The sequence below is a fragment of the Reichenbachiella ulvae genome (assembly GCF_025833875.1).
Taxonomy (GTDB): domain Bacteria; phylum Bacteroidota; class Bacteroidia; order Cytophagales; family Cyclobacteriaceae; genus Reichenbachiella; species Reichenbachiella ulvae.
On sequence record NZ_JAOYOD010000001.1, the window covers coordinates 4,176,474 to 4,199,260 of the forward strand.

A 22,787-nucleotide genomic window follows, 5' to 3' on the forward strand; every position below is an offset into this window, starting at 1 on the left:
ATGTCTAAGTCTTTTATAAATACGTGGAGTCTTCATTTTCATGATGAAGAGATTGAAGAAAGTTTCAGGTTGGATAATATTCAGTTTGAATCTAGATTGGTAAAGATATTTCTACTGATGCTGATCGGTTTCAACGCAATATATGCTGCGAAAGACTTTTATTTTACGGAACAGCGTGACCTGATATCATTACAGTTTCAGGTGTTTTTCATTCTGCCAGTATATGTGGCAATGAGTGTATATACCAACCGCTTCAAGCATCTATTTCAGAATTTTTCTTTCTACTCCTTTGCAGTTTTTTTGTGTGTATTTACCATCGTTTCCCAACTATGCATGTTATACCTCAATGGGGACAATGGTAAGGGACTCGATAGCATCGTATTGATTGCCATATTCGGCTCCTTTATTTTTTCAGGCATACTCTATCGTCAGATGCTAGGTATCGTGCCATTCGTTCTTGTGGTCTTGATCATATTTCTGGTGTTTCTTTTTGAGCTGCCATTGGTTCGTATCATCAATGTATCGCTGATTTATACTATGGCCATATGCGCATCGCTTCTTACCAAATACCAGATCGAAAGACAGCGGAGGTTGAGTTATAATCGAGCTGCCTCATTGATGTCTGACGAAAAGGACATCAAGGAAAGCTATCTGCGAATCAATGCTCTTAGTGAAATGAGGAGGGATTTGATCGCCATATTGGCTCATGATGTGAGATCCCCGTTGGCGAGTTTGCAGGGTGTTTTGTCTTTGACGAAAAGTGGAAGCTTGAGCCCAGAGGAAAGCCGTGAATATTTGGAAAAAGTAGAGCAGCAGGTATCTACGGTCAATTTTTTGGTCAATGACATTTTGATTTGGATTAAGAGTCAGAGTGATGAAGCAGATTTTGAAAAAGGACCGGTGAACTTGTCAAGTATTATAGAGGATTTGAAATTCTTGTTTTTAGATGCATTTGAAGAAAAGCAGATTGAGTTTAAGGTGAGTTTGACGATTGATAATGTATATGGTCAACCCGATATGATCAAGACGATTCTAAGAAACTTTATTAGCAACGCCATCAAGTTTTCGGATAAGGGAACTGCGATAGTATTAGAATCCAGGCCCGAAGGGAGCAAGGTGAGAATATCGGTTCGCGATCATGGTATGGGGATGACTGCTGATGAATTGGCGAAGCTTAAAAATACCTTTAATACCAAACTAGGAACCAGAAAAGAGAAGGGAATGGGACTTGGGTTAAAAATCTGCCGGGCTTTGATACAGGCACACAAGTCGAATCTGGAAGTAATCAGCCAGCCCAATGAAGGAACTACCATGAGCTTTTTGCTCAACCGAGCCTAATATTCTTTGATGCTCCAATGCCCCCTCTTGGCTACTTCAGCCGAATTGAATGAAATGTTTCGAATGTCTTCGTAGTTAGGTTTGATTAATATCTGACCAGAAACTGTGGCAAGCCCTACCTTCCCTTTTTTTTCTATGATGGCATATCCATCTGTAGTCAGGGTGATTTTGTCATATACAAAAGGGATTTTGTAGATCATGTCCAGATTCATAATAGCAGCTTTTCCCTTTTTTAGCGCCACGACTGTTTCGCCATTGTCATGAACATCCAGGTCGTCATACTCACATAGTAGCAGCATTTTTCCGCTTTCATCCATGTAGCCCCATTTACCATTGAGTTTCATGTAGTATCCAGGGCTATGAAGATTTTTGATCAGGCTGTCATATTTAATATCCACAAAAGGAGTCCCAAAATGATTGAGCATTCCATATTTTCCATTTTGACGAACGATGAATTGATCGTCGTGAGTACTTTCGATGTTAGAATAAACCACTCTGGTAATCGGTCTGCCTGATCGATTTACAATCCCTTTCATGCCGTCTTGATGTACGATGGCCAGATCATTGTTGAATCTGGAGATTTCATCATATTCAGTATCTAGGATGAGGATTCCCTGTTTGTTGAGAAGCCCCCATTTTCCATTGGCTTTCACTCGTGCAGTCCCATTAGAAAAAGGCTCAGCTTCATCGTATTGACATGCGACAAATTCGCCCCCATCACTGTCCAGATAGCCCAATAGCCCTTGACGAGAAACCAGTATTTTTTCATCGCTGACCTGATACCTAAAACCTGCGGATTCTGGTTTGTCATAGTGCTTGTCTGAGAGTAGATTTCCTTTGATATCGAATAGCAATATGCCGATGAGGTCTTCTGCATAAAACAAATTTTGATCTAGCACCTCGACACTTCTATAGTTGATGTCGATTACAGGATTTCCAGTTTTGTCTATGAGACCATACTTACTTTTGAGCCTTACTTGAGCCAATTCAAAATGAAAGGGTTCCATATTATCATACCGATAGTCAATAATGGTCTGACCTTTTATGTCAATGGCTCCCCATCGGTCGTTTTTTTCGGCAGGTGATAGGCCCTGAGAAAAGTACTTGAGGTCATCAAACTCCGGTAGGATCGTCATTTCTCCTTTACGATTTAGATAACCGTATTTTCTTCCAACTTTGACTTTGATCATACCTTCTCGCATCGGATAGATCTGTCGATAGATAAAATCGGAAAGAATATCTCCTTGATTGTTGGATACAGCCCAGTTTTCCTCTTTTTTGATGATAATTAAATCACTACTTAAGGCGATTACTTTTTCATATTCGATAGGTAACAGAACATTGCCAAATCGGTCGACCAGCCCTTCTTTACCTCTCAATTGCACAGTAAATGCCAGATTACCTTTGGATCGTATATCGTCGTACATAGGTTCGACGATCAAACTATCTTGCCGATTGATTACTCCAAAAAACCCTCTGAATTGAACTATCGCCCGGTCATTTTCGAATGGTTCCACTATGTCGTATTTGCAGGGGATGACCAGCTGATCATCGCTATCTACAAAACCCCAAAGATGGGTAGTCTCTGATCTGACGCTAATTAGGCCCTCTGATATACCACCTCTGCTATCATACTCACTTTGTGCATACAACCTACCTTGAGCAAAGAGCAGTGTAGCGACCACTAATCCAAAGTGCATCAGGCCGTCATGTATGTGAGTGTAAAGCTTCAAAAAATTAAGATTATTGAGGTTTTTGAATGGCGAATTTACCTTTAAAATTTTTGCTAACGAATCATATGTGTAGCTAGTTGGTATTTCGCCACATCAAGGAAAAGTCAAGATAGGAAATTTCTACCTCTTCCCCTTCACCATTCATGCGCAGTTGATTAATTATCAGACGATAACGCATTCCTTCGTTTTCATAATCGATGGTCATTTCTTTAAGGGGAACCTTTGCATAGTTTTCGCCATAGTTATTTCGCAGTTCATTCGTTTTTTTACTGAGTGAAATGCTGTCCTTTCGATCATTGAATTGAATGACGACCCCTTCACCCACGGATTGATCGATCGATACATTTATTAGCGTATCTGCCACTTGATAACTATGGGTTTTGCCAGTTTTGTTGTAAAAATTGTCTTGAAAGAATAGCATGTGATCATAGCCCTCGATGTTTATTATTTCCTTTTCGGAACAATCAAAGTCATAATAAATGTAGTCACTTTTATATCTATGATAGGGTTCGATTCCGGCCGATTCCAGATACAGATCCGCTTCATTTTTGCCATACTTGTTTTCTTTTTCATGGACCCATGCCATCGAATCTAGGTTTTGGGTATACCAGGACCGAATGGCCTTCATCCCATGGTTTTCGTCCAGATATTCCATGATTGACAATACCTCATTGTGGATAGAGTCAGGCATTAGGTGATTGTTGGTGAGTTCTTTAGAAGTATAAAAGTCGGGCAGGCTGTCCAGGTTCCACATCACTTCGTTTTGGATCTGTTCGTCTTTGAGTACACCATAGGTTTCCCAATAGTATTTAAGTCGATTAACCTGACTTCTTTCGCTCCACGAAAACACCCCCCAGGGACCAAAGGAGCATAGCAATAATATGGCGGCCAGTGAGATGGGAATGAATTTGATGTTGCTACGCCCGATCATAAAATATATCGAAACGATACTCAACCATATCCCCATCAATACCAGCAGGTAGCGATTGATGGTTAGGCCATAATCAGCTATCCTAATATGTATGGCTAGAAAGAGTAAAGCGATCAAAGGGATGAGCGCGTAATAATAGAATTTGGAAAAGCGCTGCATCCATTCATTGCCTTTGTCGGATTGACTGTAGGGATACATCAGGAGAAGGCAAAGAATTCCCAGGACAGAAACACAGGTGATCAAATAGGCAACAATACCTCTGGGCCAATCCCAAAGTCCTACAATCTTTAATCCATAGGCATAGAGTATGATCAGATACAAAATCAGCAGTGGCATCAGGATGTACTGAGTGAAGATTTTTAGACCTCTGGGGTATTCATAGATTGCATCTTGAGGTTTCAGATCTTTAGGAATTCCTGCCACAAAAAACCATGTGTTGAAAACTCCTTGCACCCAGATATACAATTCGAAATAAATTTTCCCTTCTATTTCTACATCGAAAAGAAGATCCAGAGACAAAATGGCAAGACAAAGTCCCACATACAAGAACCCTGAATACAACAGGGAGGTTAATATGCGCAGGAACAGTAGTTTGTTATAGTTCCAAAACCCGTTGAGATGATGGCCTTTTATATAGGGAATAATTGCGACCAACAGGTGTATGATTACATTGAAAATGGCATACCTGACATAGGGAATGGTCGTGTTATGCGTAGACTCTTCATCTGGAAGTGAAAAATAGATCAACAACAGAAAAACAGTAGAAGCTACCCAGGCAATAGAAGCGGTTGATCTATTGAAAGAATAGTGTCTGATGAGAATAGACACACAAAAATAGAGAGGTATCCCGAGTGCGGCAGTAAGAAGAAAGTTGACATAGGGAAAGAAATTCTCAATGTCTTTTTCATATTCTACGAGATATATGGCTACACTAGAGGCAGCTATTCCAGATAAAATAGAAAGAGGAAAGAGACGAAATCCCTCAAGTGCTTTTTGGCTGAGGTAGTGTAGTGAAGGCAATCTCATGTGGACACTGGTCTGATGTGATTGCCTAAACTAGTTAAAATCTTAGAACTTCTTACGTTTGATTCTCATGGCTTTGATGAGCCAGTTGGGAAGCGGTTTTTTTGGATCCCTATTTTTCAAATTGATATTGAGGCCCAATGCCTTCAAAACTGGAACCTTGTGTGTTTCTACAAATTCGATCAAGGTACCGTCGGGATCTTCCAGATATCCCCAGTGACCGTTGGCATCTCCCATGTCAAAATCCTCGTTGCTCAAGACAGTAAATGGGAAGCCTGCAGCTTTGCAATCTTCCACCATCTTCTTCATGTTTTTGATATCGAAGCACAAGTGAATGAATCCAATATCACCCCAGAATCGCCCTTCGAACAATTTCTTAGGAGTAGAATCCAGGCGCTCTACCAATTCGATCTGGCTGTCACCGAAGAGCGCTGTGAATCCTCCAATTCTGTCCTTTTTGTGAGTGAGGAGAACTCGGCGGAATTTTTCTTTTCCTTTATTTAAGCTGGCCAGGTCTTCAAAGACCTCAGTTTTGTCATATACCACTTGGTCGTAACCTAGCACACCAGCGAACAGCTTCATGGTTTCGTCTATGTTCGACACACCTAGTGTAGCGCCGAACACTCCTCCCAGGTCATGGCTCTTTACGTCGTACCAGGAGTCGGATTCTTTGATTTGTAGTATGTTGTCCCATGGATCCTGGATATAAAAACTTTTACATCCGTCTGGGTCTGTGACCATTTCGGTCAAAAACTCCACACCCAAATGTTTGAGTCGATCAAAGCTTCTTTGAATGTCAACGGACTTGATCTTCGCCATATTGATTCCCAAATCACCGAAATCAAGCGGGCTTTCCATTTTGAGTGGAGTGCGGCCCGTGTGTTGCCAGATTTCATAGCCACTTCCTCCCTGTAGGTTCATGGCAAGTATGGCTCTTTTTTTTCTTGGTTCACCCCCCATATAGGGAGCCATGTAGGTTGCCTCATTGTTGTCATCGAAGATACAGGCATCAGCACCTAGCCTAGTCGCATACCATTGAAACCCCTTTTCTGCATCGTCGACACCCACTCCCATTTGTTGGATGCCATATATTAGTTTTTCTTCCATTTTCTTAGATCAAAGTCGAATTGAGTAACCAAAAGTAGTCGAAGCGCATGGGTTGTGCAATTTGCACCAAACAATCATTGATTTGTGATCAATTCAACTATTTCATTCGTGTCTAGCATTACTACTTGTTTTATTCCTTTTCTGAGTTTTTTGTCGCCCGTCCAGATAGGGCAGTCTTGCTCTAACGCCAATGCGACAAAAGCAATGTCGTCATGATCCACATCAAGAGTTAATTCTTCTGCTCTGATCCAGTGTTGAGGAGAAATCTGCTCTTCTGGAAGAAAGTGAATATTTCGAATCACAAGTTGCTTGAGCTCGGTGAGTTTTGTCTGGTCTGATTTGAGTAGTTTAATTAGTTTATTTTGGTGCTCAACCAATTCTGTTAAAAGGTAGGAGGGTGAAAGGAATGTTACATTTGGCTCGGATAGTATTTGAGCTATTTTACCATTTGTATTTAAGATCGCGCTGAACACAATATTGGTGTCGACGATGACCTTCATTGAGTAAATCTAGACTTATTTTTAGCCCACCAGGATTTGTTGATAGAAGAGGCAAGTTCGTCGGCTTCTGCTTGAGTAGCTTCACTTTTTGCGGTCAATTCACCATAGCGAATTAAGTCAAGAATCCCTTGAAGTCTCTTGGAGTCCAGGTTTTCTGTTATTCTAACTACTATCTCTTTATCTGACCTTTCAACTTGCATACCATAAATATACGGCATACAATTTAAATCAGGTTAGGCTCTTCATTACATTTGTTTGGGTTTTCTATTCTTCTCTGAGTGAGGAACAGATTATCAACGTCCAGCTGTCACCTCTATTTCTATTTTCATGGCTGGGTCGGCCAAGCCGGCTGCTATCATAGTAGCTGCTGGACGTATTTCGCCAAAAAACTCTCGCAATACTGGCCAGCACGGTTCAAAATCTTCTCTAACTGGAAGGATGTACTGTACGCGAACCACTTTTTCGAGCGAGCTGTCCGCTTCTTTTAAGGCATTTTGGATATTGACCATGCATTGGCGACACTGCTCGACCACATCGTCTGAGATGGTCATCTGGCTGTAGTCATAGCCCGTAGTACCAGATACATGTACATAGTGCTCATCTACAACGGCTCTGGAATAGCCGATGAGCTCTTCGAAAGTAGAGCCGCTGGAGATGCGCTTTTGTATCATTAATAGTTGAAATCTGCAATGTCCAATTTACGAGCTATTCTTTCAGCTGCGTTGAGCAGTCCTACGTGGCTATATGCCTGAGGGAAATTGCCCCACATGCTACCATCGTGCTCATTGACATCCTCGCTCAACAATCCGACATGGTTGGACTGACTCACCAGATGTTCGAAATATTGAATCGCTTCGTCTACACGTCCTACACAAGCTAATGCTTCGACATACCAGAAGGCGCAGATCATAAAGGTTGTTTCTGGTTCACCAAAGTCGTCCTGATGTTTGTATCTGTAGAACAAACCATTGCTTGCCTTCAGGTCTCTTTCCATAGCGATCAAATGCTCTTTCGCTCGATCGCTTTTTGGATCGAGGTAGCCCATGTTGATCAGCTGCAGACAGCTGGCATCCATTCGGTCCGTACCAATTGCCTGACTGTAGCCTTTTTTCTCTGGGCTATAGCACTTTTCGATTTTCTCCTGAGCGATTTTTCCGAGCCTGGTCGCCAGCTTGTCCATTTCTTCGTCCTTGATCACTGCTGCGATTTTTTTGGCAGCCAAACATCCCGCCCAGTGGAACAGGTAAGTATAGCAGTGATATTGCTGTAGGTTTCTGAATTCCCACAGTCCGGCATCTTTCTGCTCCATGGTTTTTTCGATCAGTCCCAGTGTCTTGAAAATCAAATCACCACTGTCAAATTTTTCTGTAAAGATGATACGCTGATCATAATACAAAGGTAGCAGTGAAACGAGTACTTGACCATAGACATCATTTTGGATGTGTTCGTAGGCCTGGTTTCCGATACGGACGGGTCGATTCTCGCCCTGATATCCGCTCAGGTCTGATTCTATTTCGATCAACTTCTTCTCTCCACCGATTCCCACTAGCGGTTGATACCTTTCGGTTTCCGCGCTGGTGATATTCATGATGTAATGGAAGTACTGCTCCAATTCTTCGAAGTGACCGATGTTATTGAAGGCGTTGAGTGTATAATAGGTATCGCGCATCCAGCAGAAGCGATAGTCCCAGTTTCGGGTAGATTTTGGTGCTTCTGGCAAACTTGTCGTCAGTGCTGCTACGATGGCGCCTGTATCTTCATACTGATGGATCTTTAGGATCAAAGCTGAGCGAATGGCTGCTTTTTGCTGGAAATGGTTGATACTGGCGGTTTTGACCCAATTTCTCCAATACCTTACGGTTCTGCTCAAGAAAGTCTCACAGGTTTCTTTAAGCTCCGCCTCCATGGGCTGTCCATAAGTAAGTACGCAATATTTGGTTTCGTTGAGAACAAACTCCTGGTCGTTGATGATGTAGTTCATCGAGATGTTAGTGGTCAACCGAACCTGAGCATCCAAACCGATGTATCGGATGTGGTTACTCCCTATGCTTTTTTCAGGAATGTTTTTGCCATAGTCGCCTACTGGGTTGCAGTTGACTTTGATCGTAGCATGTCCGTTGATAGGCTCGATCTTTCTGATGAGCATCAGCGGTTTATAATGTCTTTCGTATTGCTCGAAACGAGGAGCAAAATCAGTGACTTTGTATTTTGCTCCATCAGAGCATTCTATCTCTGTACAAAGTACGTTGGTGTTTTCTACATAGTATTGTTTGGTGTTGAACTCTCCCTCAGCAGGCAGTACGGAATACTCTCCTCCCTTCTCTTCGTCCACCATTTTACCAAAAATGAACGAACTATCAAACCTCGGCCAACACATCCAGGCGATATTAGTATCCGTCTTGATGTGCGCGCTAAATGCGCAATTGCCTATTACTCCAAAATCATAGGTGTGCCTACTCATAATTAATTGTATTTATGAATGTGAGAAAAACGCTTTCAAAATCATGTGATTAAACTGACAATTAGGGGGAGTGTGAGCCATTCAATCTTATTGCTAAAATGATGAAAATTCATCAACTTTTGCCATAGTTTTTACAACTTTGTGCAATCAAAATTTCGATTCCTTAAAAAACACATAATAATGAGACAAAAAATCGTAGCGGGTAACTGGAAAATGAACAATGACCTGGAAGCGGGTAAAAAACTGGCTTTGGAGGTATTAGAAAAATCTACTGGATCTGAGAAAGCTCAGATTGTATTAGGTACGCCATACATTCACCTGACAGCTGTAGCTGCGGATGTAGCTGGAAAAAATGGAATCGAAATAGCTGCACAAAACTGTAGCGATAAAGCTTCTGGTGCATATACAGGAGAAATTTCTGCGTCGATGGTAAAATCTACCGGAGCGAATTATGTGATTTTGGGACACAGTGAAAGAAGAGAATACTTCAGCGAAAGCAATGAGCTATTGGCTGCTAAGGTCGATATCGCTTTGGAAAATGGGTTGACTCCTATCTTCTGCTGTGGTGAGCCATTAGAAATCCGTGAGGCTGGAACTATGTACGAGTTTGTAAAGGAGCAATTGACAGAAAGCTTGTTCCATTTGTCAGCTGAGGACTTTGCTAAAATTACCATCGCATACGAGCCTATCTGGGCGATCGGTACAGGTAAAACGGCTTCTTCAGAGCAGGCACAAGAAATGCACAAAGAATTGAGAGATCACTTAGCTTCTAAGTTTGGTCAGGAGGCAGCCGATGCTTGCCCTATTCTTTATGGTGGTAGCTGTAAGCCTGGAAATGCTAAGGAACTATTTTCACAAGCAGATGTAGATGGGGGATTGATCGGAGGAGCTTCTCTTAACGCTGATGATTTTCTTGCGATTGTCAATGCCTTCTAAGAATTAAGGAAATAATCAAAAAAAACCGTCACGAGATTCTCTGACGGTTTTTTTGTGTCCTATCCTGTCATGATCTATCTTCAAGTCCGTAATCAAGCAGCGTCTTGACAATATTTACTATAATTTTGCAGCAAAGAGCCATCTACTCATGGAAATAGAAATTGATAGCAATTCAGGATATTGTTTCGGTGTGGAATATGCCATCGAAATGGCCGAAGATGAACTAAAAGACAGCGGTAGCCTATACTGCCTGGGAGACATCGTGCACAACCACATGGAAGTGGAGCGACTGGCTGCTCTGGGTCTCAAAATCATCGATCGTGAGGACATGAAAGACCTTCATGATTGTAAGGTTCTGATCCGTGCCCACGGCGAACCGCCAGAAACTTACAAATTGGCTATCGAGAACAATATTGAATTGATAGATGCCTCATGTCCGGTTGTGCTCAAGCTTCAAAACCGAGTGAAGGGCTCCTTCGATCAAATGGAAGAGCGCGAGGGCCAAATCGTAATATATGGAAAGCCCGGTCATGCGGAGGTCATTGGGCTGACTGGCCAAACTAAGGAAAAAGCCATCATAGTGATGGAGGATGAAGATTTGGAACAAATTGACTTTTCCCGACCGGTTACCTTATACAGCCAGACTACTAAAAGTACAAAAGGTTTCTATCGCTTGAAGGCTATGATCGAAGAGCGAATAGAAAAGGAGAAAGGGTCACTAGAAGTCACAGACTTCAAGGCCAACGATAGTATTTGTCGTCAGGTCTCCAATCGTGAGCCAAGCATGGAGAAATTTTCTCAAAAGCACGATGTGATCATTTTCGTCAGTGGTAAGAAAAGCTCTAATGGTAGAGCGCTATATGGAGTTTGCAAAAATTTTAACGAGCGCAGCTACTTTATCGGTAGTGAAGAGGAACTGGATCTGGATTGGATCCAACCCGAAGACAGTGTTGGTATCTGCGGTGCGACCTCTACCCCTATGTGGCTGATGGAGCGAGTGAGAGATTTTATTCTTGAAAAGTTCGACCCAGTTACAGTTTAGTTGGGTATTTGTTCATAGTTCTTCATTTTACTTTTATATATCTCAATATACCTCTCCATAAAAGCGACATGGGTTGCTATACCCCAATCAACTACTCTATTGTATTGATTACCGTTGAATGATTCGATGCGCTCCGACCAGATTACCTCCTTGGTTGAAATATCAAAGAAGGTGAAAAATATTGTTACTGTTTTGTTGGCCTTGTGAAAACATACAGGGTGCATGACAAATCCAATTCCATCATCCTTTTCGAGTTTATAGGATCCTATGCTTTTTTGAATTTGTAATGAGTCGACTTCAGGACAGAGTTCCTCTATAGAGATTAGGTCAATTGATAACAGCTTTCGATTTGCAATTAAAGTTGGTGTGAAATCGAAAATTACTTGTTCTTTTTCTAGAACTTTAGAGAGCCTTTTTTCATCAATATGTTTTAGCAAGAAATCTTGCCAAACATACATAAAACGTTTTATGTCCTGTCCTTCTCTTTTTTGGTCCACTAGTTCGAATTGAGTAAAATCAAAACCATAAAAGGTAATTTCCTTTGTTTCGAATATTTGTTGATCAGAAGGAACAATAAATTGAGCAAAAGCCTTTTCTGAAACAATGAAAAATAGAGTTGCAATTATACCAATAGGGATGATTTTAGCCATTTTTACGAGTTTTTCTTGTGTGTTTTTTATTCTGAGGATAGTATAATTTATCAATGAAATAATTGAAATTATGGTCTAAGGCATAACCCCATTCTGAAACAATTCTGCCTCCTCCCATGGCATGAGTAATTAAGCTTTCTAACCATAATACTTCCCTACTCCGAATATCGAAGAATACATAGTGTACGAGACTCTCTTCTTTTCTTGTTTCGAAATAATCCACGAACAGAATTAAACCTAATCCGTCAGTTTCATCAATATTTAATCCTTTAACTTCCTTTAACAACGTTTCATTCGGAGTTACTTCTTTGAAAAATGTAATTACCGAATCCGGATCAATATTGCTTATTCTAGCTGCACTATTGGTGGTTCTAAAATGAAACTTCTTTTTACTCATGCGATCAGCCAATATATAGGGTGATTTTTTCATCATAAAAAAGTTCTCCCAGCCATAAACAGCAGCTCGATGTGGCTCCTCAAATTTTCTTGGTTCAGCTAATTCTACAAAGTCGAAATTACACCCATAGAAATAAATTTCCTTTGCCTCAAAAACTTCAGATTTATTAAAACTATCCTGAGCCCAGGAACTGAAACTTGTACAAATGAACATTAATGAAAGGAGTCTCATATTATTTTCTGCCTAGTGTATAACCAACTTGAAGAATTAGGGATATTACGTTATAATCAACATTTTCATTTGGAATGAAATATTCAGAATCTTTGAAAACTTTGGTAGGGGTTTGCTTTGTAGTTAAGAATGAAACCCCGGGTTTGAAGTAAAAGCTTTGGTACTCAAGGTATGCTCCAATAATGTAATCAAAAGACCATCCTGTTGATTTCATTACTCCTTCATCAGAATCGTCTTGTAATTCTCCAGCAAGAAGAAAAAAATTGTACCCTGTTTTAAATCCAATGAGAGGGTAAACTTGTAATTCGTTGAATTCCCCAAAACGAGCTAATAGTTCAGTGCCGATTCCTAAATCTAAAATTCTCTCGTGTGTGGGATATGTGTTTTCAACTTTGCTATTAATCAACCTTATAGTTCCTGTTGGCTTCAGGTAGAACTTATTATCAAAGATCCCCAACCTTGGGCCCGCAGACATTAACAAGCCCGGTTCAGGAGTGTTGTCTTTTGAGGATTGAATACCGACTACTGTACCGATCTCTACCGAGATTCCAAACGAGTCTTGAGCCGAAACCTTAAAACTTAATAAAATGGAAAATAGAAATACAAAGGCACAAAGGTTACCCCTTGTCATGATTGCTGGTTGAAACATGCACAATTCTAGTACAAATTACCTTCCATGAAAAACCACTCCTAAAGAAATCTCAAGGCCCTCAAGTAAAATACCAGAATTCTGGTAGTCTACATTTTTGGTTTCCAATGTTCCCCCGGTGCTACCCCCAGTATACTCTCCTCTAATAGGTAAGGCAGATGAGCCCGAAAGGTATTCTACCTCCATGGTGAGCGAATATTGGCGGTTGACATGGAAACGCATCTCCACTCCGGCCATCCACCCATAGCCCAATTTGTTTTTGAAATCCAGATCAGCATTGGCGACATCCCAGCCTTCGTAGTTGGCAATGGCTCGGTCCATGTTGCCGTAGTTGAGCCTTGGACTCAAGTGCCACATCCCGAATCCTCCACCCAAAACCTGAAAGGACATGAAATCTCCTTCGATCCCAAGAGTCAACTGTAGCGGTACCAGCACAGACCAAAAGGGCCCGACCAGAGGTTTGTCAGATTCGAAGGGCAAATCGGATAGGGGTAAGCCCGGCATGTTGTAGAGCGAGCCCCCCGTAGCAAATCCAACCGCTCCCCATTTGTATCCCAAGCCACGAACTGATAGTGGACTAACTGGTGCAGAAAAGTAACCGTTCTTTGGAATAATAAAGGACATGGATACGCCTTGAGCAAAAACATCTGGTTTGATTGCTAGCAGTGCAAATGCCAGTAGACTGATTTGTAATAATTTTTTTGTCATAATTCGGCACAATTTATCAACAAAAAACTACTTAGATAGCGCCCTCAGATGCCTGGCTGACACATCGCCACGATAGTTCGATGATAATTCTGGGTAAAACTGCTTTTGATCGATTTTTTGTTACTTTTGCAAAGTTTTCAAAAACAAGATTTATTGTAATAAAATATGTCTCAGAATATCAAGCTTAAGAAAGGTTTTGACATCAACCTTGCTGGAAAAGCTGAAAAGAAAATTGCGGAGCTCTCTCAGCCAGAGACTTTTGCGATCAAGCCCACAGATTTTGTTGGTATGAGCAGACCAAAACTTTTGGTCAAGGAAGGTGAGTCTGTAAAGGCAGGAACCCCAATCATGATTGACAAGCAGGTGGAGGATGTGATGTACTCTGCCCCTGTGAGTGGCGAAATAGCAGAAGTTGTAAGAGGAGCGAAAAGGAAAATCTTAGAGATCAGAATCCTTGCTGACAAGGAGGTTGAGTATGAGACTTTCGAAAAGCACGCGGATGTCAGCGGCATCTCTAGAGAAGCGGCCATCGACCAAATGAAAAAAGGCGGTGTTTGGCCAAACATCATCCAGAGACCATATGGAGTAGTAGCTAGCACAGAGGATACGCCTAAGGCGATTTTCATCTCTGCTTTCGATACGCATCCATTGGCTCCAGATATGAACTTCATTTTGGAGGCTGACGCCAAATATTTTGAGGCAGGAGTAGAAATCTTGTCAAAATTGACAGAAGGCAAAGTTCATATCAATGTGAACAGCGATTCGGCTGATTTCTTCAAGAGCAGCAAAGCTCAGATCAACACAGTGAGTGGCCCTCACCCTGCGGGTAACGTAGGTGTGCAGATTCACCACATCGATGCGATCAACAAAGGAGAAGTGACTTGGACGGTTCACCCATACGGTGTGGCTCAGATCGGTAAATTATTCCTTGAAGGAAAATACGATGCTTCTAAAGTGATAGCATTGACAGGATCTGAAGTAAAGACTCCACAATATTATAAGACCTTCATCGGTGCATGTGTCAACAAACTGACAGAAGGAACCATCAAAGAAAATGGTCATGTTAGATTTATTTCTGGAAACGTACTGACAGGAACACAAATCAACTCTACAGGATACCTTGGATATTATCACAATCAAATGACTGTGATCCCTGAAGGTGACTACTACGAGTTCTTTGGTTGGATTACTCCTACTACTAAAAAGTTGAGTTTCCACAGAGCATTCGGACTGCTTTCTTTCTTGGGAGGAAGTAAAAAGGAGTATGTTTTGGATACTAATACCAGAGGTCAGCACAGAGCATTTGTTCAGACTGGGGCTTTTGAGAAAGTAGTTCCTATGGATGTGCTACCTACGCACCTGATCAAAGCGATTCTTGCGGAGGATTTTGATGATATGGAAGGACTGGGAATCTTCGAAGTGATCGAGGAGGATTTGGCTCTTTGCGAATTCATCGATGTATCGAAGAATGACATCCAGGCGATACTGAGAGAAGGAATTGATTTAGTAAAAAATAGTTAAGCGCATAGATGAAGTTTATAGAAGACATTTTTGCAAAAGTTCGCCCTAACTTCGAAAAAGGAGGTAAGTGGGAGAAGTTTTACTATGTATATGAAGCGCACGAAACACTTTTCTTAGCTCCTAATAGTACCACAGGTCCTACTGGAGTTCAGGTTCGTGATGCAGTAGATATGAAGAGAATGATGATGACTGTGATCATCGCCATGGTACCTTGTTTACTTTTTGGTATCTGGAATGCAGGTCATCAGCACTATTTGGCAGTAGGCGAAGTAGCTACTTTGGTTGACAAATTGTTGACAGGAGCTATTTTGGTTGTGCCAATTATCATTGTTTCTTATGCAGTTGGTTTGGGTATCGAATTTACCTTCGCTACGATCAACAGGCATGAAGTAAACGAAGGATTCCTGGTAACGGGTATGTTGATTCCTTTGGTGATGCCAGCTTCTATTCCATTGTGGCAGGTAGGTCTTGCGACCGCATTTGCAGTGATCATTGGTAAAGAAGTATTCGGTGGTACAGGGATGAATATCCTGAACGTGGCATTGACTGCCAGAGCGTTCTTGTACTTTGCTTATCCATCACAGATATCTGGTGATGTTTGGTCTTACATAGGAGACGGTCAGGCAGTAGCTGGATTTTCTGGAGCTACTCCTCTAGCAGTGGGTGCTTCAGCAGTAGAGGGTACTACACCGATGGTGGAGATGCTCAACAACAGCTGGTCGGAAGGCCTCTTTAGTTTCTGGAACATGTTCATTGGAATCATGCCGGGATCTATTGGAGAGACATCTACTTTGATGTGTTTGATAGGTGCTGCTATATTGATCTTCACAGGAGTCGGTAGCTGGAAAATTATTTTCAGTGTATTTGCCGGAGCATTCGGTATGGCGACTCTGTGTAACCTGATCGGGGCTAACGAATACATGTTGCTGCCAGCACACTATCATTTGGTGATCGGTGGATTGGCTTTCGGAGCTGTTTTCATGGCTTCTGATCCTGTAACCGCCGCTCAGACTGAAACAGGTAAATGGATCTACGGTTTCTTGATCGGTATCCTTACCATTATCATCAGAGTATTTAATCCTGCATATCCTGAAGGGATCATGCTTGCAATATTATTAATGAACGTATTCGCTCCACTTATCGATTTTTACGTGGTAGCAGCAAACAAGAAAAGGAGGTTGAAACGTGCAACGGTCTAATTTATACATCGTCGTATTCTCAGCAGTATTGACAATCATACTGGGAGGATTGCTATCAGGAACATCGGTTATTCTAAAACCACTGCAGCAAAAGCAGGTGGAGCTAGATACCAAAAAGAAGATCTTGGGTGCTGTGATGGACATCTCCGATATCAAAGATCCAAACGAAATCCTTAAGCTTTATTCTGAAAGAGTAAAGTCTACTGTAGTGGATATCAATGGAGATCCAATGACTACTGACGAGAAGGGAAATCCTATCGTAGCAGAGAAAATTGATTTTCAGAAAAACCATAAGAGAGACCCACAAACAAGACCTTACCCAGTATTTATGTTTACAGGAGAGGGGTCTGATACGGTAGATGCTTACATTTTGCCAATGTTTGGCGCAGGTCTTTGGGATTGGATCTCAGGTTTTGTAGCATTGGATTCTAACTTGAACACCGTAAGAGGGGTTGCTTTTGACCACAAATCTGAAACACCTGGTTTGGGTGCTAGAATTACTACTGACGTGGTACAGGACAGATACAAGGGCAAGCAAATCTTCAACGAAGAGGGAAAGTTGGTATCTGTATCTATGGTCAAGGGTGAAAAAGGTGAACCTTTGGATCCTCACCACATCGATGGTATGTCAGGGGCGACTTTGACTGGTAAAGGTGTGAATGCGATGTTGAAGCAATATTTAGGCTACTACTCTAACTATATAGAGAAAGTAAAGTCTGGTAGCAAAAACACCGCAACTGTAGAGCAGCCTGCTGCAGAAGAGCAAAATATTTAATCGATATTGAATGGAGCCTTGGCTTCTTAAAATAGATAAGAAATGAGTACAGAAACTTTGGAACAACCGGTAGTTAAAGCGCCATCGGAACCATTACTCTCCAAAAGAAGAAAGAAATTCATTACCGATCCATTGAATGACGATAACCCGATTACGATTCAAGTATTGGGTATCTGTTCTGCGCTGGCGGTAACGGTCAAAATGCAACCTACTCTGGTAATGTCAATTGCCGTAGTATTTGTGATTGTGTTTTCGAACTTGATCATTTCTCTAATGAGAAATTTGATCCCGAGTCGTGTAAGGATTATCGTTCAACTTGCAGTAATCGCTACTTTGGTAACGCTGGTAAGTGAATTTTTGAAAGCCTACCTTTTCGATATGTACAAGGTATTGGGTGCTTTCGTAGGTCTGATCATTACCAACTGTATCGTGATGGGTCGTTTGGAGGCTTTCGCTATGGCGAACAAAGCTTACGATTCGGTACTGGACGGTTTGGGAAGTGGATTCGGATATGCCTGGATTATCTTGACAGTGGCTTTCTTCAGAGAGCTCTTCGGTTCAGGATCAGTATTTGACTTTCCTGTGTATGGAACCATCGAGAATCTGACAGGTATAGCGATTCAAACCAATGGTTTGATGGTAGATTCAATCGGAGCATTTATGGTATTGGGTATCATTATTTGGGTACAGAGAACTAAAAACGGGTACGTAGAACACTAAGAGAAATGGAAGCATTTAATATATTCATAAAAAGCGCATTTATTGACAACATGGTCTTCGCATACTTCCTGGGTATGTGTTCGTTCCTTGCTGTGTCAAAGAAAGTTTCTACTGCATTGGGTTTAGGAGCTGCCGTTATCTTCGTATTGACGATGACTGTGCCTATCAACTGGCTACTTCAAGAGTACGTGTTGAAAGAAGGTGCTTTGGTTTGGTTAGGTGAGGATTTCGCTAGCATTGACCTTAGCTTTTTGACCTTTATCATGTTCATCGCGATTATCGCGGCGATGGTACAGTTGGTAGAGATGATCATCGAAAAAGTATCTCCTGCACTTTACGGATCACTAGGTATTTTCTTGCCTTTGATCGCTGTAAACTGTGCGATTTTGGGAGCTTCTCTTTTCATGGTTCAGAGAGATTATACAATCATTGAAGCAACTGCATATGGTTCAGGTTCTGGGTTTGGATGGTTCTTGGCCATCATAGCACTTGCTGCCATACGCGAAAAACTAAAATATAGCCATGTTCCTAACGGACTAAAAGGTCTAGGTATCACCATGATCTTGACTGGTCTGATGGGCATAGCATTTAAGTCATTTATCGGTATTGTACTATAAACAATAACCTAAGCATGATTACAGAACCTCAGTCGAATGGCTGGGGTTTTTTTGTGCCGTTACTAAAGAAGAATTGTGTTTGAGCTCTTATGATAGCATGTGTAGGAGCGCTGCAGAAGCAAGTGCCCTGATTTTAAGTCACTATCTAATTGGAATTATTTGTTTTGATCCTAAAGGGATATTCTGAAGAACCATAGTCAATGATCTAACCATGTCCAACTTCTTGTTTATCAGGAGAAAAGTTGTTTAACTAATTATTTAGTTTTACATTAGCTAAGTCGAATGAGTACTTCGGCATTATTTTTCTATCCGTTAACTAAATAATTAGTTATGAAAGAATTGACCAAAGCAGAGCAGCAAGTGATGCAGATCCTCTGGGACATAGAGAAGGGTTTTGTACACGATATCATTGAGAAGATGCCCAACCCTAAACCCGCCTACAATACCGTATCGACCATCGTTCGTATCCTGGTGAAAAAAGAGTTTGTGGGCTACACGGCCCATGGAAAGACGCACGAATATCATCCCCTGGTAGCTAAAGAAGAATACAGCAAGCAGTTTCTGAACAATTTTCTGGGAGGTTATTTTGGTGGGTCTTTCAAGAATCTGGTGTCCTTCTTTGCCAAAGAGGAAAATATGGATGCTCAGGACCTGGATGAGCTGATGAACTATGTCAAAAAAAACATGAAAGAAGATGAGAAGTGAGATGATCAACTATCTGGTAGAGGCTAATGTAGTGTTGCTGCTGGCGGGGCTCGTTTATTTCCTTTTGCTCCAAAGAGAACATCATTTTCAGTTGAGGAGGTTCTTTGTTTTGTTCAGTACAGTTGCGGCCTTGTTGATTCCCTTGATGGATTTTACGCTTAGCAGTAGCTCTGGAGTACAGGAAGGCTCTCCGGTGATCTACTTACCCACATTTACTATAGGCACGGGCGATTTGCCATCCGAGGCTGCCTCTATCGATTGGTGGCAATGGGCTTTTTATGCCTATGTGTCTATTAGTTCTATAGCCTTAGGTGCTTTTTTGTATCAGCTTTTGATGATCTGGAAATTGACCCGATCAGGTCAAAATTCGGATAGCTCTGCGATATATCAAGTAGATGGTTCTATTCCGTCCTTTTCCTTTTTCGGATACATCTTTGTTAATGAAGACACGCTTTCTCATCCTGAGGAGCGAGACAAAATCATAGCCCATGAGCGAATCCATGTGGCGCAGTGGCACAGTGCAGATATGGTTTTGCTCTATCTGTCCAGAGCCCTGTTCTGGTTCAATCCTGTGGCCTGGTTTTTCAAAACCGCCCAGCAAGAAACGCACGAATATCTGGTGGATCAGCAGATGATTCAGCAGGAGGACAAGTCTGCCTATCAGGCCCTTTTGGCCAAGATGACACTGAGTCCTTATTATCGGACAGGCAGCTATTTCGCAAAAAGTCAAACTTTAAAACGAATAAATATGATGAATGAAAAACTAAAAAGGCCCAACCGGTTCAGAATCGGCGTGGCGCTGGGGAGTATGCTGCTGATGGCAACCGTACTGGCCTGCAACGAGGATGTAATCACGATGGTGGATTCTGCACAGATGGTTGCTGATATCCCGCCTGGAGCCCAAAAGGAGCTAGATAAATTGAGGAAGGAGTATCCAAATGAAAGATTTAACTATCTTGAGATTCTTGCGCCAACGGATAGTCAACTATCATTAAACGACTTGGACATCGATCCAGAAACAGTACAATGGATGGGTGTAAACAAAAATGAAGGTTACATAGGTCTCATTCTAGTAGCAAATGAAAACTTCAAACGATTGGTTGAGTACAAAAAGTCTGCTGATGGTGTTTATGATGTTGTGGAAGAAAGACCTGAACCAATAAATGGCATGCCTGCATTCTATGAGTTTATAGGTCAAAACATGACATATCCTACTCAAGCGAGAGAAGCCGGAGTGGAAGGCCGTGTATACGTTCAGTTTATCATAGACGAGGAAGGAAATTTATCGGATGTTAGACCTGTAAAAGGTATAGGATCAGGTTGTGACCAGGAAGCTGTCAGAGTCATCCGTAGCGCAGCTCCATGGAAACCTGGAAAGCAGGATGGTCAGGCTGTTAAAGTTCGTATGGTTCTACCAATCACTTTTAAGCTGGGCGACTCAGAGAAGAAACTGGGTAAACTAGATGATGATAAACCAGAGGATCACTCTTCTGAGAACATGGAAGAGATGGTAGTGGTTGGTTACGGATCAGAGTAATATTTTTTTGCATCGTATAACTAAGTGTTTAGTTGTGCGATGCTCCTACCTGAAAGAGATGATACCAGGTTGTTCGATATCAAAATCTCTGAAGTTGAGTCGATTGGATGTGGAGAGCTGTATAGGTTCAGGTTGTGCATTGATTGGCGTATTGGGAAAGTAGGTGAGACGTACAGTCAGCGTCGAAACGGCCAGGTTATCATTACTGAAGCGGAGGCCTAATCCGAATCCCGAGTACATTTCGGTTTTAATCAGAGAATTCATATTGTTGCCCACAATTGATCCATCAAAAAATCCGAATACCGCCATCCTAAAACTGAGGGCATTGAAGGGAGTAAAAAACATGGTTTCAAATCTCATATTGGTTAAAGAGGTACCGCGGAGATAATAGCTGTTCAGCCCCCTGATTCCTATATCATTTTGCCCACGAATGAAAATATCCTCTGTAGGCCTTAGCAGATGAGAAAAGGAAAGGTTGATAAACTGTCGCCACCGAAATCGACCTATGGTCCTGAGGTTAGAGAAATAGTCCAGTCCCACATTGAACACACCATCCTCGAATCGCCTACCATCATGAAACGAGCCCAGTGAGACAATGCCATTGAGATAACCCAATTGTTTATTGTATCCCCCTTTGGCAAAATTGAATCCGATATAGGCTCTATTTTCAAATTCTCGTTGCTCATAGCCAGTCACCATCCCAATCGCCGATCCGGTAGGGATATCTTCCGTTCTACCATAATTGATGACAAACTTATCCTTATAGTAGTTTCTGGATGTTAACCCAAACTCTGTGAGGTACTGTCTACGATCATGATAGGCATAGTTGGTATCGATTCGGACTTCTGGCTTGTCTATGATATTGATATCGTCAAAAGAAGCGGTGACGGTGAAGTTCGCTTCCCCTTTAAAACCCAAAACATTTCGATGTAGATCCATCTGAAATGATCGGCCTAACCAACATAAGAATCGTTCGGTGTTATAGTTAAACTGAGAGGTAATATCCGAAATTGGATCATAACTGTACTCCCCATATTTATAACTGCTAATTTCAAGACCTCCAGCATATTTGGTTTCTTGCGTTAGAAAGGCTCTGTTGATAATCAATCCTGCACCTGTTTTTCTAAAAAAGCTGGCCAGATCTATATTCAAGTCTGTATACAAACCAAATATGTTGTTGACTCTGTAGAAAATTTCACTGCCTCCATCATTACCTGATATATAGTTATATTCTAGTTCGTGACCTAGTCCGGCCAGATTGGCTGTGCTGAGGCCAAATAGGGCTCGGTTGCCATTGTTGGGCCGGATGGATACGGCCCATGGAAATACGTCACGGCTTATCACGATTACCTTGGCTGAGTCCAGTTGATGCTCTGGTGCTATGATGATTCTGGCATCTCGGATAAACCTGCGTGAACGAAGTAGACGTTCTGAATCAATCATTTCTTGAGGATCGATGTAATCCCCCTCCTTAAAGGTCAGGTTTCTCTTTATTACCCATCGTTGGGTACTTATATGCAGTTTATTGAAAGTTCCGGTAAAAATATCGACATCATATTTGGTGGTGTCGTTGAAACTGGTGCCGAATACCGCCAGCCTTTTGTAGTGAACCGGAGAGGCAACATGGTCTTCGAAAGCCATGAAGCGCATTTCGCTGACCTCTTCATCTCTTACTTTATTTTCTTTGTTTGGGTCCACAAAGATGGCATCATAAACCATGCTGGCCATTTTGTTTCTGGACATTTTCATTTCTAGCGAATCGTAAAAGGATTCTGATTTGCCCAGGCTTTCCTTTCTGACGTAGTAGTCCGTAGTATCGGCGATGGCGATGGTTGTATCTCTGGGGATGTAATAAACGTCATCACCAAGGAAGAGAAATCTTTCTCCCTTGATCTGAATGCTATCTACTTTGACTGGGTCTAGTTGCTTTTCAATTTTCTGAGCCAGACACAGGTTTACCTTAGCGAGGAATAAAAATATGGAAAGTAGAAATGCACTTCTATACAC

At 41.7% G+C, this 22,787-nt stretch carries 22 protein-coding genes; 10 read left to right on the forward strand and 12 right to left on the reverse strand.

Going from position 1 to position 22,787, the window contains the following annotated elements; all coding sequences use genetic code 11:
• A complete protein-coding gene (locus N7U62_RS16965; RefSeq protein WP_264139240.1) occupies positions 1–1,338 on the forward strand; it encodes a sensor histidine kinase in 1,338 nt (445 codons plus the stop codon).
• On the opposite strand, the gene N7U62_RS16970 is transcribed toward N7U62_RS16965, so the two are convergent.
• The 7 genes from N7U62_RS16970 to N7U62_RS17000 form a co-directional block, all read right to left on the reverse strand.
• Positions 1,335–3,071, reverse strand: coding sequence for a WG repeat-containing protein (locus N7U62_RS16970; RefSeq protein WP_264139242.1), 1,737 nt, complete (start codon positions 3,069–3,071; stop codon positions 1,335–1,337). The genes N7U62_RS16965 and N7U62_RS16970 overlap by 4 nt on opposite strands.
• Before the next feature lie 73 nt (positions 3,072–3,144).
• Positions 3,145–5,028: a DUF4153 domain-containing protein gene (locus N7U62_RS16975; RefSeq protein WP_264139243.1), complete on the reverse strand. Its 1,884-nt coding sequence runs from the start codon at positions 5,026–5,028 to the stop codon at positions 3,145–3,147.
• Positions 5,029–5,070: 42 nt separating this feature from the next.
• A complete protein-coding gene (locus N7U62_RS16980) occupies positions 5,071–6,132 on the reverse strand; it encodes a VOC family protein (protein WP_264139244.1) in 1,062 nt (353 codons plus the stop codon).
• 74 nt (positions 6,133–6,206) lie between these two features.
• On the reverse strand, positions 6,207–6,632 hold the full coding sequence (locus N7U62_RS16985; RefSeq protein WP_264139245.1) for a PIN domain-containing protein: 426 nt from the start codon (positions 6,630–6,632) through the stop codon (positions 6,207–6,209).
• Positions 6,629–6,850: a hypothetical protein gene (locus N7U62_RS16990; RefSeq protein ID WP_264139246.1), complete on the reverse strand. Its 222-nt coding sequence runs from the start codon at positions 6,848–6,850 to the stop codon at positions 6,629–6,631. The genes N7U62_RS16985 and N7U62_RS16990 overlap by 4 nt, the downstream gene beginning before the upstream one ends.
• Before the next feature lie 75 nt (positions 6,851–6,925).
• A complete protein-coding gene (locus N7U62_RS16995) occupies positions 6,926–7,303 on the reverse strand; it encodes a RidA family protein (RefSeq protein ID WP_264139247.1) in 378 nt (125 codons plus the stop codon).
• On the reverse strand, positions 7,303–9,093 hold the full coding sequence (locus N7U62_RS17000) for a glycoside hydrolase family 15 protein (protein WP_264139249.1): 1,791 nt from the start codon (positions 9,091–9,093) through the stop codon (positions 7,303–7,305). The genes N7U62_RS16995 and N7U62_RS17000 overlap by 1 nt, the downstream gene beginning before the upstream one ends.
• A 180-nt stretch (positions 9,094–9,273) precedes the next feature.
• On the opposite strand from N7U62_RS17000, the gene tpiA reads away from it, so the two are divergent.
• Both tpiA and N7U62_RS17010 read left to right on the forward strand, forming a co-directional pair.
• Positions 9,274–10,029, forward strand: a complete 756-nt coding sequence (gene tpiA / locus N7U62_RS17005) for a triose-phosphate isomerase (protein WP_264139250.1) — start codon at positions 9,274–9,276, stop codon at positions 10,027–10,029.
• Between the two features lie 148 nt (positions 10,030–10,177).
• The gene (locus tag N7U62_RS17010; RefSeq protein ID WP_264139251.1) at positions 10,178–11,071 is read left to right on the forward strand and encodes a 4-hydroxy-3-methylbut-2-enyl diphosphate reductase; all 894 of its coding nucleotides are present in this window, start codon (positions 10,178–10,180) and stop codon (positions 11,069–11,071) included.
• Here N7U62_RS17010 and N7U62_RS17015 read toward each other — a convergent pair.
• Genes N7U62_RS17015 through N7U62_RS17030 form a run of 4 tightly spaced genes read right to left on the reverse strand, consistent with a single transcriptional unit; the run spans position 11,068 to position 13,706 of the window.
• Positions 11,068–11,721 (reverse strand): hypothetical protein, encoded by a 654-nt coding sequence (locus N7U62_RS17015; protein WP_264139252.1) that lies wholly within the window; start codon positions 11,719–11,721, stop codon positions 11,068–11,070. The two genes, N7U62_RS17010 and N7U62_RS17015, sit on opposite strands and share 4 nt — an antisense overlap.
• Positions 11,714–12,349 (reverse strand): hypothetical protein, encoded by a 636-nt coding sequence (locus N7U62_RS17020; protein WP_264139253.1) that lies wholly within the window; start codon positions 12,347–12,349, stop codon positions 11,714–11,716. The genes N7U62_RS17015 and N7U62_RS17020 overlap by 8 nt, the downstream gene beginning before the upstream one ends.
• A 1-nt stretch (position 12,350) precedes the next feature.
• Positions 12,351–12,980 (reverse strand): hypothetical protein, encoded by a 630-nt coding sequence (locus N7U62_RS17025; RefSeq protein WP_264139254.1) that lies wholly within the window; start codon positions 12,978–12,980, stop codon positions 12,351–12,353.
• A 36-nt stretch (positions 12,981–13,016) separates the two neighbouring features.
• Positions 13,017–13,706 (reverse strand): hypothetical protein, encoded by a 690-nt coding sequence (locus N7U62_RS17030; RefSeq protein ID WP_264139255.1) that lies wholly within the window; start codon positions 13,704–13,706, stop codon positions 13,017–13,019.
• 165 nt (positions 13,707–13,871) lie between these two features.
• Here N7U62_RS17030 and N7U62_RS17035 point away from each other — a divergent pair, with 165 nt between their 5' ends.
• The 7 genes from N7U62_RS17035 (at position 13,872) to N7U62_RS17065 (ending at position 20,780) form a co-directional block, all read left to right on the forward strand.
• On the forward strand, positions 13,872–15,227 hold the full coding sequence (locus N7U62_RS17035) for a Na(+)-translocating NADH-quinone reductase subunit A (protein WP_264139256.1): 1,356 nt from the start codon (positions 13,872–13,874) through the stop codon (positions 15,225–15,227).
• Positions 15,228–15,235: 8 nt separating this feature from the next.
• Positions 15,236–16,426, forward strand: a complete 1,191-nt coding sequence (locus N7U62_RS17040; protein ID WP_264139257.1) for an NADH:ubiquinone reductase (Na(+)-transporting) subunit B — start codon at positions 15,236–15,238, stop codon at positions 16,424–16,426.
• On the forward strand, positions 16,413–17,201 hold the full coding sequence (gene nqrC / locus N7U62_RS17045) for an NADH:ubiquinone reductase (Na(+)-transporting) subunit C (protein ID WP_264139258.1): 789 nt from the start codon (positions 16,413–16,415) through the stop codon (positions 17,199–17,201). Before N7U62_RS17040 ends, nqrC begins: the two co-directional genes overlap by 14 nt.
• Before the next feature lie 42 nt (positions 17,202–17,243).
• On the forward strand, positions 17,244–17,921 hold the full coding sequence (locus N7U62_RS17050) for an NADH:ubiquinone reductase (Na(+)-transporting) subunit D (RefSeq protein WP_264139259.1): 678 nt from the start codon (positions 17,244–17,246) through the stop codon (positions 17,919–17,921).
• Positions 17,922–17,926: 5 nt separating this feature from the next.
• Positions 17,927–18,538 carry an NADH:ubiquinone reductase (Na(+)-transporting) subunit E gene (gene nqrE / locus N7U62_RS17055; RefSeq protein ID WP_264139260.1) on the forward strand — a complete coding sequence of 204 codons (612 nt, stop codon included), beginning with the start codon at positions 17,927–17,929 and terminating at the stop codon, positions 18,536–18,538.
• 330 nt (positions 18,539–18,868) lie between these two features.
• Positions 18,869–19,243 (forward strand): BlaI/MecI/CopY family transcriptional regulator, encoded by a 375-nt coding sequence (locus tag N7U62_RS17060; protein ID WP_264139261.1) that lies wholly within the window; start codon positions 18,869–18,871, stop codon positions 19,241–19,243.
• Positions 19,233–20,780, forward strand: a complete 1,548-nt coding sequence (locus tag N7U62_RS17065) for a TonB family protein (RefSeq protein ID WP_264139262.1) — start codon at positions 19,233–19,235, stop codon at positions 20,778–20,780. Before N7U62_RS17060 ends, N7U62_RS17065 begins: the two co-directional genes overlap by 11 nt.
• 45 nt (positions 20,781–20,825) lie before the next feature.
• Here the strand turns inward: N7U62_RS17065 and N7U62_RS17070 are convergent, their stop codons facing one another.
• A complete protein-coding gene (locus N7U62_RS17070; protein ID WP_264139263.1) occupies positions 20,826–22,787 on the reverse strand; it encodes a ShlB/FhaC/HecB family protein in 1,962 nt (653 codons plus the stop codon).